Consider the following 16,827-nt stretch of genomic DNA (forward strand, 5'->3'; position numbering starts at 1 on the left):
GCTGATCGAAACGTGATCCGGGAGGCAGGTCGTCTGCCTCCCGGTTTCTCTTTCCAGGGGACGGTCCATGGCTTCGCAGGAAATCCTTCGCGAGGAGCCGACCCGCGGCTCCTTCATCAATGACCCGAGAATACGCAGCCTGTTCTTTCAGACGCTGGTCGTGATCCTGCTGTTCATCTCGATCTGGTGGATCGTCCACAACGTCATCGAAAACCTCCAGCGCCTGCACATTGCATCAGGCTTCGGCTTCCTGAAGAGCAGGGCCGGCTTCGACATCTCCGACACGCCGATCGCCTACACGTCTGACTCGACCTATTTCCGTGCGCTGGTCGTCGGTCTGCTCAACACGATCATCATTGCCGTCGCCGGCATCGTGCTTGCCACCATCGTCGGCTTCCTCATCGGCATAGGACGCCTGTCGCAGAACTGGCTGATCCGCAAGATCTGCACGGTTTATGTCGAGATCTTCCGCAACATCCCGCCGCTGCTGGTCATCTTCTTCTGGTATTCCGGCGTGCTCGCCGTGCTGCCGCCGCCGCGCGAGAGCATCCATCTGCCCCTCGGCTCCTTTCTCAACCAGCGTGGTTTCTATCTACCGCGGGCCGTCTGGGGGGATGGCTCCTGGCTGATCGGCGTCGCATTGCTGCTCGCCATCGCGATGGCATGGTTCGTCGCCCACAGGGCGCGGCAGCGGCAGCGGGCAACCGGCCAGCAATTCCCGGTGTTCTGGACGTCGGTCGCTCTCATCATCGGCCTGCCGGTGCTTGCTTTCCTGCTCAGCGGCATGCCGCTCACCTTCGATTTCCCGAAGCAGTCGACCTTCAACCTGACCGGCGGCTTCTGGATCAAGCCGGAGTTCCTGTCGCTGCTGTTGGCGCTATCCTTCTACACGGCGGCCTTCATCGCCGAAATCGTGCGCGCCGGCATCAGGGGCGTCAGCAGGGGCCAGACCGAGGCGGCAGCGGCACTCGGCCTTCGCTCCGGTCCGATCCTGCGGTTGGTAGTGATCCCGCAGGCAATGCGCATCGTCATCCCGCCGCTCACCAGCCAGTATCTCAACCTGACCAAGAACTCATCCCTGGCCATTGCCATCGGCTACCCCGATCTGACAGCCACCGCCGGCACCGTGCTGAACCAGACCGGGCAGGCGGTGGAGGGCGTGTTCATCATGATGGTCGCCTATCTGGTGCTGAGTCTCGTGACGTCCTTCGTCATGAACATCGTCAACGCCAGAATGGCGCTGGTGGAGAGGTAAGGCCATGCAGGAACACGACATGTCCTGGGTGCGCACCGAGATGGCGCTGGCGCAGCCGGCGCCGCCTACCGAACGCGGCGCCTATGCCTGGGTGCGCAAAAACCTGATCGGTTCGGTCGGCGACACCATCCTCACGGTGCTGGGCATTGCCATCGTGGTGTGGGTGTTGCCGCAAATCATCAACTGGGCCTTCATAAACGCCGTCTGGACTGGCCCTGACCGCACGGTATGCACGACCGCCTCGCAAGGCGGCATCCAGCCCGATGGCTGGACCGGCGCCTGCTGGGCCTTCGTCAACGCCAAGTTCGGCCAGTTCATGTTCGGCACCTATCCAATCGAGGAGCGCTGGCGGCCGATTCTGGTCGCCATCCTGTTCGTGGCGCTGCTGGTGCCGATGCTGATCCCGCGCGTGCCGCGCAAGGGGTTGAACGCGCTTCTGCTCTTCGTGGCGCTGCCGGTCGTCGCCTTCGTCCTGCTGGTAGGCGGCGTGTTCGGTCTGCCGCATGTCGAGACCCCGCGCTGGGGCGGGCTGCTGGTCACGCTCAGCCTGTCCTTCGTCGGCATTGCCGTGTCGCTGCCGATGGGCATCGTGCTGGCGCTCGGTCGGCGTTCGAAGATGCCGATCATCAAATGGCTCTGCGTCGTCTTCATTGAGACGGTGCGCGGCATTCCGCTGATCACGGTGCTGTTCTTCGCCAGCGTCATGCTGCCGCTGTTCCTGCCGGAAGGCGTCAGCTTCGACAAATACCTGCGGGCCCTGATCGGTGTCTCGCTGTTTGCCGCCGCCTATATGGCGGAAGTGATCCGCGGCGGCCTGCAGGCGATCCCGAAGGGCCAGTATGAAGGCGCCGATTCGCTCGGCCTCGGCTACTGGCAGAAGATGGGTCTGATCGTGCTGCCGCAGGCGCTGAAGCTGGTCATCCCAGGTATCGTCAACACCTTCATCGGCATGCTCAAGGACACCAGCCTGGTCCTGATCATCTCGATGTTCGACCTGCTCGGCGTGGTGAAGCAGAACTTCGCCGACCCCAACTGGGCGACGCCGCAGACCCCGAAATCCGGCCTGATCTTTGCCGCCTTTGTTTTCTGGCTGTTGTGCTTCGGCATGTCGCGCTATTCAATGTACACCGAACGCCGGCTCGACACCGGCTACAAACGCTGAGGCATGTCCCAAAACTGTGGAGCGATTTTGGGACATGCATCAAACACAACGATAAGGGGAATTGGCCATGTCCACCGAAAACGCCGTCAGCGCGGAAGACCTCAAGGTCAATGCCGGAAAGATGCATGTCTCGACCACCGACGTCGCCATCGACATTGTCGGTATGCACAAATGGTATGGCGAGTTCCATGTGCTCAAGGACATCAATCTCAAGGTGATGCGCGGCGAGCGCATCGTCATTTGCGGTCCGTCCGGCTCCGGCAAGTCGACCATGATCCGCTGCATCAACCGGCTGGAAGAGCATCAGAAGGGCAAGATCATCGTCGACGGCAAGGAACTCACCAACGATCTGAAGAAGATCGACGAGGTGCGCCGCGAGGTCGGCATGGTGTTCCAGCACTTCAACCTGTTCCCGCATCTGACCATCCTGGAGAACTGCACGCTGGCGCCCATCTGGGTGCGCAAGATGCCGAAGAAGCAGGCCGAGGAAATCGCCATGCATTTCCTCAAGCGCGTCAAGATCCCCGAACAGGCCAACAAATATCCCGGACAGCTCTCCGGCGGCCAGCAGCAGCGTGTGGCGATCGCGCGCTCGCTGTGCATGAACCCGCGCATCATGCTGTTCGACGAGCCGACCTCGGCGCTCGATCCCGAGATGATCAAGGAAGTGCTGGAGACGATGGTGGGCCTGGCGGAAGAGGGCATGACGATGCTGTGCGTCACCCACGAGATGGGCTTTGCCCGCAAGGTCGCCAACCGGGTGATCTTCATGGATCAGGGCCAGATCGTCGAGCAGAACACGCCGGCCGAGTTCTTCGACCATCCGCGCCATGAGCGGACGAAACTGTTCCTGTCGCAGATCCTGCACTGAGCGGGAACAGTTTCCTGGGAGGTGGCTCGTGCCCGTGCCTTCGTCATCCTAGGGCGGAGCAAGGAGCGAAGCGACGCGCGCAGACCCTAGGATCCATGCCGTGACGCTAAGGCGTTGCGACGGTTGCAGAATTCTGCTCCGCCGCGCTCTACATCAAAGGTCACGGCATGGATCCTCGGGTCAAGCCCGAGGATGACGAAGTCATGAAAGACTTCGGCTTATCTCGGAAAACACCGATGAAAGCTTCGGATTTCTTTTTTCTCGTCCGGACCTACCGCGCCCGATGAGAACAATCCTGCGATATCTGGCAATGCTCGTCGCGGCGGTGCTTCTTGCCGCCGCGCTCGGCGCGCTGGTGCCGCGCCCGCTCTGGCCCGCGGCGAAGGCCGAAGGCGAGGGGACACGGCGCATATTGGTGCTGAAGAACCCGATCCACACCGACATCGCTATCCCTCTGGATGACGGCGTTCGCCGGCGGTTTGCTTTCCTCGCCGATGCCGGTCTGCCGATGGATGCCCCGGATGCACGCTACATCGTCTTCGGCTGGGGCGGCCGCGCCTTCTATCTGGAGACGCCGACATGGTCGCAATTGAATGCCGCGCCGGTGTTGAAGGCGCTGACGCTCGATGTCTCGGTGATGCATGTCGATGTCGCCGGCACGATCAAGGAGCTGCATCCGAATGTCGCCGGCTTCGACATCGACGAGGCGCATTTCGCGGCGTTGCTGGACTACATCACCGCGAGTTTCCGGCAGGGCAAGGGCGGGCCTGTGGCCGTCGAGGATGCCGGCTACTCGGCCTACGACCGTTTCTACGAAGCCAATGGCCATTTCAACGCGCTGGTCGGCTGCAACACCTGGACGGGGGCCGGATTACGCATCGCCGGCGTGCGCACGGGCTGGTGGAACCCGCTACCAGTGTCGCTGTGGTGGTCGATGGGGTTGTATAACTAGGTGGTTTTGCCCGTCAGCCGGCCTTGCGATCTTGCTTCGTCACATATTCACGCAACACCTTGTTGATTGCGCTCTGGTAACCGCGACCGTCACGTGTATGCCTCTTGAACCAAGCGACGACATCTGAATCGAGACGAAGAGTCAGCTGCTGCTTGATCGGTTTGAAATACGGATTTCGGACAGCCGTCCGCCAGAACTCTTCCGTCAATTCCGGAATATCGCTGGTATCGATATCATCTTCCCGTCGCGCTTTCAGGGCAGCGATTTCAGCCTTCTGAGCTTCCGTCAGAGGCGGTGGATTTGTTGGATCGAATTTATATCGAACGGTTTTGTTCATAACGTCTTCAACGTCCTACCCCTGCACCACCTTCCGTTCCTCCCAGCCATAAAGCCAGTCCAAGTCCGCGGCGAGCTTCTCCGGCGGCCGCGTCGCCAGCACCAGATTGCGGGCGACTGCCACCGGTCCCCAGGCGTGCCAGGTCAGCCGATTGAACGCGCCGCGTTTGAGCACCCTTTCGACGCGCGGCCGCCTGAGATTTTCCCAGACGGCGAGGCTGTGGGCCGGATCGCCGGGAAAATCGGCAACGAGATTGGCGAGCACTGAGGCGTCCTCGATTCCCATGGCCGCGCCCTGGGCCGCGAACGGCGTCATCGCATGCGCGGCGTCGCCGATCAGCGCGATGCCTTGCGGGACGGCCCAGCGCTGTTGCCGGACAGTGTGCATTGGAAACGCCGTCCACGACCCCGCCAGCGCGATGAGCTTTGCGAGCATCGGTGCGGTGCCATGCATGGCATTGGACAGGATGGCCGGGTCGGCATGGCCCGACCAGCCTTCCGCGATGCGTTCGCCTCTGGTGAAAGCGGCGAGGTTGACGGTGCGGCCCTTGCTCACGGGATAGGCGACCAAATGGAAGCCGGGATGCAGGAAGGTTGTGACGCAGCCCGCCACCCCGATCTCGGCAAATGCCTGCCCGGCGGGGCTGTCGACCGCCACGGTGGTGCGCCAGGCCAGTCGGCCCGAGAAGCGGCTTCTCGCGAAGGCGGAGTCCCGGGCCGCAAGCTGCGCGCGAACCGTCGACCAGACGCCATCGGCTCCAACCAGCAGGCCGGCTGCAATCGACGTGGTTTTGCCGTCGGCCTCTACCGTCGCGGTCACGCTTCGCTGGTCGGCGGCGATGCCTGTCACCCGCGCACCGGTAACGAGCTCGATATCCGACCGCCCTGCCATTTCCTCCGCCATGGCCGCCTGCAGGTCGGCGCGGTGCGCCACCAGATAGGGCGCGCCCCAGCGCTTCTCGGCCGCCTGTCCAAGCGGCACGCGGGCCAGCTCACGCAGGCTTTTCGCATCCTTCAGCACCACCGCTTCGGGCCGGACCGCGTTGGGCAACAGACGGTCGAGCACGCCAAGCCGGCGCAGGATGCGGGTTGCGTTGGGAGCCAGCTGGAGGCCGGACCCGGCCGCTTGGAGCTGCTTGGCCTGCTCGAACAATTTGACCGGCAAGCCGCGCTCAGCGAAGGCAAGTGCTGCCGTCAATCCGGCGATGCCGGCCCCGGCTATGACGACTTGCCGGGACCGTGCTTCAATCATGGTCGGCTCAGGCGGCCTGGTCGACATAGAGGCAGCCGGCTGGCTGCGTTTCTGTCGCCTTCAGCGACGGCGAATAGCGATAAAGCGTCGAGCAGTAGGGGCAGACCTTTTCATTGTCGTCACCCATGTCGAGGAACACGTGCGGGTGATCGAAAGGCGGGTTGGCGCCGGTGCACATGAATTCCTTGACGCCGATCTCGATGACCGGATGGCCCGCGTCGTTCTGGAAATGGGGAATGCTACCGCCTGCCATCGTCGTCTCCAATCGGGTTCGGCCAGTGGGTGTGACCCGCCTGCATCTGGAGCATAACATGCCAGTTTGCAAGATCGATGAAATCAAACTGTCGCAAAAGGCTGGCAGAGGATAAGTTGAGCCGGTTAAGCGCGTGAGGCTGGCACGGAGCGATTCCGTGACGATCATGCGTCACAAAGAGATGTTAGAGCGTCGCCGGACGGCAAGATGCGGCGCTCCCTGGGGCGGTTGCGGGCAAGAGCGGGAAACATGAACGAACTGAAGCCGGTGCAGAGCGAGTTCATCACCGTCGAGGCGGCGAGCCCCGACGGCGGCAATCCCGACCGTTTCGTCAACCGCGAATTCTCCTGGCTGCAGTTCAATCGCCGCGTGCTGGAAGAATCGCTCAACGAGCATCATCCGCTGCTCGAGCGCGTACGCTTTCTGTCAATCTCGGCCGCCAATCTCGACGAGTTCTTCATGGTCCGCGTTGCCGGCCTTGCCGGTCAGGTGCGCGAAGGGATCGCGCTGAAGAGCCCGGACGGCCGCACGCCCGAGCAGCAGCTCGAGCAGCTGCTGCGCGAGGTCGAGCGCCTGCAGGAGGACCAGCAGAAGAGCCTCTCGGCGCTGATGGCCCTGCTCAACAAGGAAGGCATCGAAAGCATCACCCGCGACGCGCTGACCAAGGATGAGAAGACCTGGCTGGAGGAGCATTTCCAGGAACAGGTCTTCCCGGTGCTGACGCCGCTGTCGATCGACCCGGCGCATCCGTTTCCCTTCATCCCCAATCTCGGCTTTTCCATCGCCTTGCAATTGCGCCATCGCAAGAACGGCGAGGAGATGAGCGCGCTCTTGCGCCTGCCGGTGGCGCTCAGGCGTTTCATCCGCCTGCCGGACCGCAAGCGCCATGTGCGCTTCATCCCGCTGGAGGAGGCGGTCGGCCTCTATATCGGCAAGCTGTTCCCCGGCTATGAGGTCAAGGGCTCGGGCACGTTCCGCATCATCCGCGACAGCGATATCGAGGTGGAGGAAGAGTCGGAAGACCTCGTGCGCCTGTTCGAGACGGCGCTGAAGCGGCGGCGCCGCGGTTCGGTGATCCGTATCGAATTCGACACGCTGATGCCGGCCGAATTGCGCGACTTCGTCGCCGGCGAGCTCGGCGTCTCGGCGAGCCGCATCAGCGTGCTCACCGGTCCGCTGGCGCTCAATCAGATTTCCGAGATCGTCGCCATTCCGCGCGACGACCTGAAGTTCACCCCCTACAATCCGCGCTTCCCCGAGCGCATCCGCGAGCATGGCGGCGACTGCCTTGCCGCCATCCGCGAGAAGGACATCATCGTCCACCACCCTTACGAATCCTTCGACGTGGTGGTGCAGTTCCTGCGCCAGGCCGCCGCCGACCCGGAGGTGGTGGCGATCAAGCAGACGCTCTACCGCACTTCGAACGACAGCCCGATCGTGCGCGCGCTGATCGACGCCGCCGAGGCCGGCAAGTCGGTGACCGCGCTGGTCGAGCTCAAGGCGCGCTTCGACGAGGAGGCCAATATCCGCTGGGCGCGCGACCTTGAGCGCGCCGGTGTCCAGGTCGTGTTCGGCTTCCTGGAGTTGAAGACCCACGCGAAGATGTCGCTCATCGTACGCCGCGAGGACGGCCGGCTACGCAATTATGTCCATCTCGGCACCGGCAACTACCACCCGGTCACCGCCCGCATCTACACCGACCTGTCCTTCTTCACGACCGACCCGACGATCGCGCGCGATGTCGCGCAGATTTTCAACTTCATCACCGGCTATGCCGAACCGGCCGAGGAGATGCGCCTTGCTGTGTCGCCCTTCACGCTGCGCAACCGCATCCTGAAGCACATCGCCGAGGAGGTCGTCCACGCACGCGAAGGACGGCCGGCGCGCATATGGATGAAGATGAACGCGCTGGTCGACCCGATCGTCATCGACGCGCTCTACGACGCCAGCCGGGCCGGGGTCGAGATCGACCTCGTCGTGCGCGGCATCTGCTGCCTGAGGCCGCAGGTACCGGGCCTTTCGGAAAACATCAGGGTGAAATCGATTGTCGGCCGCTTCCTCGAGCACAGCCGCATCTTCTGCTTCGGCAATGGCTACGGCCTGCCGTCGGACGAGGCGATCGTCTACATCTCGTCCGCCGACATGATGCCGCGCAATCTCGACCGCCGCGTCGAGACCCTGGTGCCGATCACCAATCCAACTGTGCATGAACAGGTGCTTGGCCAGATCATGCTGGGCAACATCATGGACAACCAGCAAAGTTTCGAAGTATTGGCTGACGGCACCTCCCGGCGCGTTGCGCTGGAGGAGGGCGAGGAGCCGTTCAACGCGCAGGAATATTTCATGACCAATCCGAGCCTCTCCGGACGGGGTGACGCGCTGAAATCGCATGCGCCCAAGCGCATCGCCCAGTTCAAACGCCGCAAGAAGAACAGCGCCGCGTGATTGCAGTTTCCCAGGGCCGGCTTCAGGACCGGCGGCCACTGTCGATCATCGACATAGGGTCGAACTCGATCCGCCTTGTCGTCTATGAAGGGCTGGCGCGCTCGCCCTCGCTGCTGTTCAACGAAAAGATGCTGGCCGGCCTCGGCCGCGGCATCGTTTCGACGGGCAAGCTCGATCCCGAGGCCGTGACGCGCTCGATGGAGGAGTTCCGCCGCTTCCGCGCGCTGTCGGATCAGGCGGGCGCCGAGCACATGTATGTGCTGGCCACCGCCGCCGCGCGCGAGGCCATCAACGGTCCCGATTTCATCCACCGCGCCGAGGATGTGCTGAAGACCGAGATCCGCGTGCTCACCGGCCGCCAGGAAGCCTATTATTCGGCGCTTGGCGTCATTTCCGGTTTCCATCCGGCCAACGGCATCGCCGGTGACCTCGGCGGCGGCAGCCTCGAGCTGATCGACATCAACCGAGACGCGATCGGCGACGGCATCACGCTACCGCTCGGCGGCCTGCGCCTGCAGGATATGGCCAAGAACTCGCTGGTGCAGGCGCAGAAGATCGCGCGTCAGGAACTGGCGCGGGCAAAGCTGCTCAAGGGCGGGCAAGGCAGGGTCTTTTATGCCGTCGGCGGCACCTGGCGAAACCTTGCCAGGCTGCATATGGAGATGACCAACTACCCGCTCGGCATCATGCATCACTACGAGATTTCGGCCGACAGCGCGCAGACCTTCCTCAGGCAGGTGGCCAAGGGCGAGGTCGAGAAGGTGAGGGGCATCGAAGGCGTCTCCAAGAACCGCCGCTCGCTGCTGCCCTACGGCGCCGTCGTGCTGCAGGAGATCATGGCGGCGATGCAGCCCTCGAAGATCATCGTCTCGGCGCAAGGCGTGCGCGAGGGTTTTCTCTATTCGCTGCTCGACCCCGAGGAGCAGAAGGCTGACCCGCTGATCTCGGCGGCCGAGGAACTGGCGCTGTTGCGCTCGCGCTCGGTGCACCACGCGCATGACCTTGTCGAATGGACCGGCAAGGCATTCAAGGCCTTCGGCATCGACGAGACGGAAGACGAAACGCGCTACCGCCATGCCGCCTGCCTGCTCGCCGATATCGGCTGGCGCGCGCATCCAGAATATCGCGGCAGGCAGTCGCTCAACATCATCGCGCATGCCTCCTTCATCGGCGTCGACCATCCCGGCCGCGCCTATCTGGCCCTGGCCAACGCCTACCGCCATGACGGCATCTTCAACGACGGCATCGCGCCCGAGATCAAGGCGCTGGCGCCACCGCGCCTTCTGGAACGCGCCCGCGTGCTGGCGGCGATGATGCGCGTGGTCTATCTGCTCACCGCCGCGATGCCGGGCGTCATGCCGAGGCTGAAATGGGAAAGCCGCGGCAACGGCGCGCTGGCGCTGGTGCTGCCGGCCTCGCTCTCCGATCTCTACGGCGAGCGCCCCGCTGGACGGCTGGCGCAGCTGGCGCGCATCACCAACCGCCGCCTGGTGCTGGCGGTCGAGGGCGGGCCAAGTGTATCGGTAAAATAGGACGTTTCGGTGAAATAGGGCTGGCTCAGGTCACCTCGGCGCTGATCCAAAGTCGCGTCCGTCAGCAGACCATGCGCCGGCGCCGGCCATGGCGAGCGCCAGGAAGCCGCCGGCAATGGCGATGTCCTTCATCAGCATCTGCTGGTGCAGGAAGGCGAGCGTGGCATCGTCGCCGCCCTGGCCGTAATGGCCGGTGAAGCCCGCGACGATGCAGAAGGCGGCAAGCAGAAGCGCTACGATCCGGGTCTGGAAACCGACGAGGATCAAGAGCCCTGCAATCAATTCGAACAAGCCGGTGCCCCAGGCCGCTAAAGTCGGCAACGGCAGGCCGAGCCCGGCGAAATAATTGATTGTGCCGGAGATGTTGGTGAGCGCCTGGAACCCCGACGGCACGAAGAGCGCGGCGAGCAGCAGCCGCGAGACCAGAAGCAACGCATTGCGAGACATTGGCCACCTCCCTTGCCGGTGCATGACGCCGGCTGCGGCGCAGTCTACGCCTGCAACGAAAAAGCGGCGCGGAAAATTCCGCGCCGCTTTCGAGTTTGGCTTGGGAGGAAAGAAGGATCAGCCGCGCTTGGCGTCGATCGAATAGGCGCCGGCGCCGGACGAGGCGAGCAGGAGGAAGCCGCCGGTGATGGCGAGGTTCTTGAGAAACTGGATCATCTGCATCTGGTCGGCCCAGCCGGTGTGAGCGACCAGCCCGGTGGCGATCGTGAAGATGGCGAGCACCCAGGCGACGATGCGGGTCTGGAAGCCGATGAGGACGGCAAGGCCGCCGAGCAGTTCGATCAGGCCGACCAGGACGGCGGTTACGGTCGGCACCGGCAGGCCGAGAGCGCCGAAATAGCCGGCGGTGCCAGAAATGGCGGTGAGCTTGCCGAAGCCGGAAAGCAGGAAGATGACGGAAAGCAGTATGCGACCGAGCAGGATCGTGGTGGAGCTGTTGGATGCGGTGCCGTTGCCGGCGACGGAAGAGTTGATGGACATGGCGGTTCTCCGAACGGGTTGAATGACCCGTCAGATAAACGATGTAGACTGTTCACAAAAAGCCACCTATGCGGCGACACATTGTTCACAGGATATATGTTTTTTGGAATTGGCGCCCGCGTGCGAAAATCATGTCGCGAGATTAGGCTATCCCGGTAAATTCTGCTGCCGCAAAACGGAACCTTCGGTCCGAAGTTGGCGAGCGCTGGCTTCGGAGATTGCCGGGACGCTCGTCACGTCCTCATCCACGAGCGGAGCAAGGAGCGAAGCGACGCGCGCAGACCCATAGGATCCATGCCGTGACCTCAAAGCAGCCGCAAGCGGTCGGGGATACTTCGCCCTGGAATGACATCGCGAGGCCGCAGCAGCCTGTAACAGCCTCGCTCCGCGTCGCGAAAACTACCCCGGATGCGTCATGTCCTCGGGGCGCACCAGCCGATCATAGTCAGCCTCGCTGACCAGCCCCGTCGCCAGGGCCTCCTCACGCAAGGTCGTGCCGTTCTTGTGCGCGGTCTTGGCGATCTTGGCGGCGTTGTCGTAGCCGATGGTGGGGGCAAGCGCCGTCACCAGCATCAGCGAGCGCTCCAGCGCGGCCTTGATATTGTCCTCGCGAGCCTCGATGCCGACAACGCAATTGTCGGTAAAGGAGACGGAGGCGTCGGCGAGCAGCTGCACCGACTGCAGGAAGTTGTAGGCCATCAGTGGGTTGTAGACATTGAGCTCGAAATGGCCCTGGCTGCCGGCGAAGGTGAGCGCCGCATTGTTGCCGAACACCTGCACGCAGACCTGCGTCAACGCCTCGCACTGGGTCGGGTTGACCTTGCCTGGCATGATCGACGAGCCCGGCTCGTTTTCCGGCAGCGACAGCTCGCCGAGGCCCGAGCGCGGGCCGGAGCCGAGCAGGCGGATGTCGTTGGCGATCTTGAAGAGAGCCGCGGCCGCCGCGTTGATCGCGCCATGCGAGAACACCATGGAATCATGCGCCGCGAGCGCCTCGAACTTGTTCGGCGCGGTCACGAAGGCGATGCCGGTGATGGCGGCGATGCGGTCTGCCACCTTTTCCGCGAAGCCGACCGGCGCGTTGAGGCCGGTGCCGACGGCGGTGCCGCCTTGCGCCAGTTCCTGCAGGCCGGGCAGTGTCTGCTCGATGCGCTTGATCGAGGAGGCGACCTGCGCTGCATAGCCGGAAAATTCCTGGCCAAGGGTCAGCGGCGTGGCGTCCTGCGTGTGCGTGCGGCCGATCTTGATGATGTGGTTGAAGGCGCGCGCCTTGGCGTCGAGCGCCTTGTGCAGATGGTGCAGGGCAGGGATCAGGTGGTGCACGACCCGCTCGGCGCAGGCGATGTGCATGGCAGTCGGATAGGTGTCGTTGGACGACTGGCTCATGTTGACGTGATCGTTGGGGTGCACCGGCTTCTTCGAGCCCATGACGCCGCCGAGCATCTCGATCGCCCGGTTCGAGATCACCTCGTTGGCGTTCATGTTGGACTGCGTGCCCGAGCCGGTCTGCCACACCACCAGCGGGAAATGCTCGTCGAGCTTGCCGTCGATCACTTCCTGTGCGGCCTCCAGGATCGCCTTGCCGATCGCCGGATCGAGCCGCTTCATCTCCATGTTTACCTCGGCCGCGGCGCGCTTGACGATGCCGAGCGCGCGCACGATCGAGGCCGGCTGCTTCTCCCAGCCGATCTTGAAATTGCCCAGAGAGCGCTGCGCCTGCGCGCCCCAATAGCGGCCGGCCGCCACCTCGATGGGGCCGAACGTATCGGTTTCGGTTCTGGTCTTTTCAGCGCTCACGGGAACTCTCCGGCCTGTCGATTTGGGCAAGGGCGTATCGCGTTGCACAAACGGCATCAAGCGGAGATTGCGGGCGAGCAAGATGCAAATCGGTTGAAGGGAAGGCTCACCCCAGCGGCGGCCCGACAATGTCGATGCCGTTCTCGGCGCACAGCCTGGTCAGCATATCGATCTTCTGCGGCGTCGGCGTCGCCGCCGGCGGCAGGTCGGGCCGTTCAGCGGGGCGGCTTGCCTTGCGCACCATCGTCTCGAAATCCGGACCGCGCGTCACTGTGAGCGTATGCGCCCCTTCCGGAGACTCGACCCTGTAGGTGTGCGGCAGGCCTTTCGGCGCGAGCACCGTCTCGCCGGCGCCGGCGATCCGCTCACGGCCGTTGATGACGAAGCGTATCCGCCCTTCAAGGATATGAAACACCTCGTCCTCGTTGCGGTGCACGTGCAGCGGCGCGGAATCGCCATAGGGCTGGCGGTGTTCGATAACGCAGATCCCATCCTCGCCGTCGGCCGAACAGACCTGGATGGCGACAAGCGTGTTGTTGAACCAAAGGAGTTCCTTGCCTGCGATGCTGGTGTTGATCATTGTCATGATTGCTCTTTCTCTGTTGCGCGCCGGCGAAACGGCTTCGACAGCGACCTAACCTGGGATGGGCGGCCGACGGAAATCGAATGATCGTATGGGGCGGATCGATGCGATGAATTTGAATGCGCTCGACCTTAATCTGGTGAGGGTGCTCGACGCGCTTCTGCGCGAGAAGAGCGTGACGCGCGCCGGCGAGCAGATCGGCCTTAGCCAGCCGGCTGTCAGCGCGGCGCTCAACCGCCTGCGCCACGCGCTCAACGACCAGCTCTTCGTGCGCCGCGGCAACGACATGGTGCCGACGCCGCGCGCCGAGAGCCTGGCTGAGCCGGTGCGCGCGGCATTGCGCGAGATCGAGCGCGCCTTTCAGCCGGCAACCGATTTCGATCCGGCGAGGCTGGAACGGACCTTCACGCTTATGGGTGCCGATTTCTTCTCCATGCTCCTGATGCCGCCCTTTGCCGCCCGCATCGCGGCGGTGGCCCCCGGCGTATCGTTCCGCTTCCTCGACAGCGCCATTGGCGACGTGTCGAAGCTGCTGCAGGAGGATCGGATTGACCTTGCACTGGAGCGCCCGCTGGAGGTGGCGGAATGGGTCTCGAGCGTGGCGCTGTTCGGCTCGCCCTTCGCCATCATCGCCGCGAAGGACAATGCCGCGCTCTGCCAGGCGGGCATCGCGGAGGGCGAGGAGGTGCCGCTCGACTTTTTTTGCGCGCTGCCGCACGCGCTGCGCTCCATTGATGGCTCGATGTCGGGCTTCACCGACGATGCGCTGGGCAGGATCGGCCGAGCGCGCCGCGTCACGCTCGCTTTGCCGCACTTCCAGGCGGTGGCGCTGGCCGTGGCCGGCGGACCTTATCTGGCCGCCGTCCCGACGCAGTTCGCGGTGGCGGCGGCAAAATCCCTGCCGATCGGCATCTATCGGACGCCGATCCCGATACCGTCGGCGGCAGTCAGAATGTACTGGCACGCCCGTCGCGATGATGAGCCGCCGCATCGCTGGATTCGCGAGCAGATCCTCGACGAGGTGGGAAGGCTTGGGTTCAAGGACTGGGACCACCCATTGAGCCGTCAACCTCGCCCCGCCATATAGCCGACATCCACCCGGCGGCCTGTCGCTCGGTCTGAACTTTATCCAGCCGAGGCCAGGCCAACGGGCGCTGGCTGTCGTAGCGCCAGTCGCCCCGCGACGAAGTCCTTGACCTGGCGCACCGCCTGTTCGCGCGTGACGCTGCCCGGCTGCAGGCCGAGCCTGAGCCACAGCCCGTCGATCAAGGCGGTGACGCCGAGCACGATCTCCTCGGCCAGTTGCGGCGAAGCGAGACCGCGCGGACCGGACAACAGGTTCGAGCGCATCCGCGCGTGGATCACCTTCTGGATGCGTGCCAGCTTCTCGTCGCGCGGCACCTCGGCGCAGAGCGACAGCCAGGCATGGCAGAGTGGCGGCAGGAACAGGTGCTCCTCGAAATTGCCCTCGATCACGGCGTCCAGCCGTTCCATCGGAGACCGCGCCCGCTGCAGTCTGGCGACGACGGCGTGACAGAGCACGGCGTTGGCCTCGCGCATGGCGTGCTCGAACAGCTCCTGCTTGTTGCGGAAATAGTGCAGCACGATGCCCTTCGAGGCGCCGGCCTGGGCCGCGACCTTTTCCAGCGTCGCGCCAGCGATGCCTTCGCGCTCCAGAACGGCGAACGCCGCCTGCGCTGCTGGCCCCGCATCTTTCCGGGCGCCGGCTGATCATGCCGGCTCTGCGTGGCCACGGTGCCTCAAATGCGGGCGAGGGGTGCAGCGTCGCCGATTTCGCTGACGACATTGCCGGGCTGATCCGGCGCTTGCGGCTGGACCGATCGGTTGTCGTCGGACACTCGCTTGGCGGCATGGTGTCGATCGCGCTGGCCGCACAATATCTGAACGTGATCGGAGGGCTGGTCATCCTGGCCAGCACGCTGAAGCCCGATTTCGGATCGCATCACCAACTGATCGACGGCGTGGCGGCCCTGCGCGACCCGATCTCGCCGTCCGATCCGTTCTATGACTGGTGGCATGCCTGCCAGCCGGGCGTGCCGCAGGCATTTCTCGCCGGTCTCGCGCAGGACGCCTCCGCGATTCCGGCGGCGCGCTGGCGCGCCATTCTCGAAGAGATCCGCCGCACCGATCTGACCACCGCGGCGCGGCCGTGCGGGTCCCGACGCTGATCATCGCCGGCGGGCGCGATCCGCTTTTCGGCGAAGCGCACCAGCGGGCGCTGGTCCAGGCAATTGCCGGATCGCGTCTGGTCTGGGCGCGGGACTGCGGCCACAACCCGCATTGGGAAGACCCGGCCTTTGTCGCCAAGCCAATAGCCGGCGTCCTGTCAGCCGAGTGACTGCCGCAGAATCCTGTTGCGATAGACGCCGGCAGGACAAAAGGGGGGATCGCCTTCGCTCGAAAATTCAAGAACGACTGCCACTATTCCTTCAGCGGCTCGATCCTCTCGAACCCCACCTCGCTCTGCGCGCTCGTCCCCTCATCATACCGCCGCGCCAGCACCGCCTGCAGGTCCGGTGAATAGAGCGCGGTGAAGGTATCGATGACGTTGCCCGTGCTGCCGGTGATCGTTTCGCCGACCACGAGCACATTATACTTGCAGTCGCCGAGCCTGTAGGTGTCCTTGCCTTTGACGTTGAGCGCCAGCGTCTCGGTGCCCTGCGGCGCCTTTTTCGAAGACAGCCGCACGAATTCGGTCTTGCTCTTGGCGCCCGCCTTCAGCGGGAACAGCTTCTTCAGGTCGCCGAGCGGGATCATCGACAGCCGCCCGGTATCGCTGTCGCGGAACACCTCGATCAGCCCGGCATAGAGATACTGCGTCTGCGGCAAATCCGATTGATATTTGTTGGCGACCGCGACCATGCCGCCGGGCGCCGGCCGGAACTCGCTGCTAATGCCGGGTTTTTCGAGCACGAAGCCGGCTTTTGCGGATTTGGCGTCGACGCAGTCTGCGGCCTGCGCGCCGCCGGCGAAGGCGAGCATGGCGAGCACCATGCCGGTTGTAAGGCTCTTCATGCCTTCCTCCCCTGGGTGCATGTAGCAGAGCAATGACAGACCGCCGTTGTTCTGTCGACCCAGGAGCTTTCATGCCTTGGCATGGATAGTCTCCCCGGCTGGGCATTGAACTGGACGAGGCGGGTCGAGAATGTTTAATCGGGTAACGATGAAACGTCCCTCGCCAGCAACCATCTCGCGCCGTCTGCTCATCACCCGGACGGGACTCTTCGCTGCCGCCTGCGCCCTTCCTCGCGTGGCCTTCGGCCAGACCGGAAAGCGCATCCAGCCGATCGACGCCACCTTCCTCTTCGTCGCCGATATCCATGCCTGCCGCATGGCAAGCGGCCTCAGCCCCAATTGCCTGCAGGAAGGCAAGACCGATGC

The 16,827-nt window shown here is 64.0% G+C and carries 15 protein-coding genes and 3 pseudogenes; 9 read left to right on the forward strand and 9 right to left on the reverse strand.

From position 1 onward, the window contains the following. Positions 1 to 67 precede the first annotated feature (67 nt). From EOA24_RS07345 to EOA24_RS07360, 4 genes are all read left to right on the forward strand, one after another. Positions 68 to 1,255 carry an amino acid ABC transporter permease gene (locus EOA24_RS07345; protein WP_126083219.1) on the forward strand — a complete coding sequence of 396 codons (1,188 nt, stop codon included), beginning with the start codon at positions 68 to 70 and terminating at the stop codon, positions 1,253 to 1,255. 4 nt (positions 1,256 to 1,259) lie between these two features. Further along, on the forward strand, positions 1,260 to 2,417 hold the full coding sequence (locus tag EOA24_RS07350) for an amino acid ABC transporter permease (RefSeq protein WP_127251313.1): 1,158 nt from the start codon (positions 1,260 to 1,262) through the stop codon (positions 2,415 to 2,417). Positions 2,418 to 2,484: 67 nt separating this feature from the next. Beyond that, complete coding sequence (locus EOA24_RS07355; protein ID WP_126083217.1) at positions 2,485 to 3,288, forward strand: amino acid ABC transporter ATP-binding protein; 804 nt, start codon at positions 2,485 to 2,487, stop codon at positions 3,286 to 3,288. A gap of 283 nt (positions 3,289 to 3,571) precedes the next feature. Continuing rightward, a complete protein-coding gene (locus tag EOA24_RS07360) occupies positions 3,572 to 4,240 on the forward strand; it encodes a TIGR02117 family protein (protein WP_127256982.1) in 669 nt (222 codons plus the stop codon). 13 nt (positions 4,241 to 4,253) lie between these two features. On the opposite strand, the gene EOA24_RS07365 is transcribed toward EOA24_RS07360, so the two are convergent. From EOA24_RS07365 to EOA24_RS07375, 3 genes are read right to left on the reverse strand one after another with little or no spacing between them, the layout of a single operon-like run. After that, positions 4,254 to 4,577: a BrnA antitoxin family protein gene (locus EOA24_RS07365; protein WP_126083215.1), complete on the reverse strand. Its 324-nt coding sequence runs from the start codon at positions 4,575 to 4,577 to the stop codon at positions 4,254 to 4,256. Positions 4,578 to 4,592: 15 nt separating this feature from the next. Next, a complete protein-coding gene (locus EOA24_RS07370) occupies positions 4,593 to 5,828 on the reverse strand; it encodes an FAD-dependent monooxygenase (protein ID WP_127256979.1) in 1,236 nt (411 codons plus the stop codon). A 7-nt stretch (positions 5,829 to 5,835) separates the two neighbouring features. Further along, on the reverse strand, positions 5,836 to 6,081 hold the full coding sequence (locus EOA24_RS07375; protein ID WP_027169907.1) for a zinc-finger domain-containing protein: 246 nt from the start codon (positions 6,079 to 6,081) through the stop codon (positions 5,836 to 5,838). 249 nt (positions 6,082 to 6,330) lie between these two features. On the opposite strand from EOA24_RS07375, the gene EOA24_RS07380 reads away from it, so the two are divergent. Together EOA24_RS07380 and ppx are read left to right on the forward strand one after the other, a co-directional pair. Beyond that, on the forward strand, positions 6,331 to 8,526 hold the full coding sequence (locus tag EOA24_RS07380) for an RNA degradosome polyphosphate kinase (RefSeq protein WP_126083213.1): 2,196 nt from the start codon (positions 6,331 to 6,333) through the stop codon (positions 8,524 to 8,526). Further along, positions 8,523 to 10,058: an exopolyphosphatase gene (gene ppx / locus EOA24_RS07385; protein ID WP_127409699.1), complete on the forward strand. Its 1,536-nt coding sequence runs from the start codon at positions 8,523 to 8,525 to the stop codon at positions 10,056 to 10,058. The genes EOA24_RS07380 and ppx overlap by 4 nt, the downstream gene beginning before the upstream one ends. A 30-nt stretch (positions 10,059 to 10,088) precedes the next feature. On the opposite strand, the gene EOA24_RS07390 is transcribed toward ppx, so the two are convergent. From EOA24_RS07390 to EOA24_RS07405, 4 genes are all read right to left on the reverse strand, one after another. Continuing rightward, the gene (locus EOA24_RS07390; RefSeq protein WP_126083212.1) at positions 10,089 to 10,505 is read right to left on the reverse strand and encodes a DoxX family protein; all 417 of its coding nucleotides are present in this window, start codon (positions 10,503 to 10,505) and stop codon (positions 10,089 to 10,091) included. A gap of 117 nt (positions 10,506 to 10,622) precedes the next feature. Then, positions 10,623 to 11,045, reverse strand: a complete 423-nt coding sequence (locus EOA24_RS07395) for a DoxX family protein (protein WP_126083211.1) — start codon at positions 11,043 to 11,045, stop codon at positions 10,623 to 10,625. 399 nt (positions 11,046 to 11,444) lie between these two features. Beyond that, complete coding sequence (gene fumC / locus EOA24_RS07400; RefSeq protein WP_126083210.1) at positions 11,445 to 12,842, reverse strand: class II fumarate hydratase; 1,398 nt, start codon at positions 12,840 to 12,842, stop codon at positions 11,445 to 11,447. 106 nt (positions 12,843 to 12,948) lie between these two features. After that, a complete protein-coding gene (locus EOA24_RS07405; protein ID WP_126083209.1) occupies positions 12,949 to 13,428 on the reverse strand; it encodes a cupin domain-containing protein in 480 nt (159 codons plus the stop codon). Positions 13,429 to 13,534: 106 nt separating this feature from the next. Between EOA24_RS07405 and EOA24_RS07410 the strand changes: the two genes are divergently transcribed. Further along, positions 13,535 to 14,512, forward strand: a complete 978-nt coding sequence (locus EOA24_RS07410; RefSeq protein WP_126083208.1) for a LysR family transcriptional regulator — start codon at positions 13,535 to 13,537, stop codon at positions 14,510 to 14,512. Between the two features lie 38 nt (positions 14,513 to 14,550). Here EOA24_RS07410 and betI read toward each other — a convergent pair. Further along, a pseudogene (gene betI / locus EOA24_RS07415) lies at positions 14,551 to 15,120 on the reverse strand (transcriptional regulator BetI); the annotation flags it as partial. A 38-nt stretch (positions 15,121 to 15,158) separates the two neighbouring features. Between betI and EOA24_RS07420 the strand changes: the two are divergent. Then, positions 15,159 to 15,784 (forward strand): annotated as a pseudogene (locus EOA24_RS07420) (alpha/beta hydrolase). An 83-nt stretch (positions 15,785 to 15,867) separates the two neighbouring features. Here the strand turns inward: EOA24_RS07420 and EOA24_RS07425 are convergent. Beyond that, entirely contained in the window at positions 15,868 to 16,461 is a 594-nt protein-coding gene (locus EOA24_RS07425; RefSeq protein WP_126083206.1) for a hypothetical protein, read from the reverse strand. A 130-nt stretch (positions 16,462 to 16,591) separates the two neighbouring features. Between EOA24_RS07425 and EOA24_RS07430 the strand changes: the two are divergent. Continuing rightward, a pseudogene (locus tag EOA24_RS07430) lies at positions 16,592 to 16,827 on the forward strand (metallophosphoesterase); the annotation flags it as partial.

It is taken from the genome of Mesorhizobium sp. M2A.F.Ca.ET.039.01.1.1, from assembly GCF_003998035.1.
Lineage (GTDB): Bacteria > Pseudomonadota > Alphaproteobacteria > Rhizobiales > Rhizobiaceae > Mesorhizobium.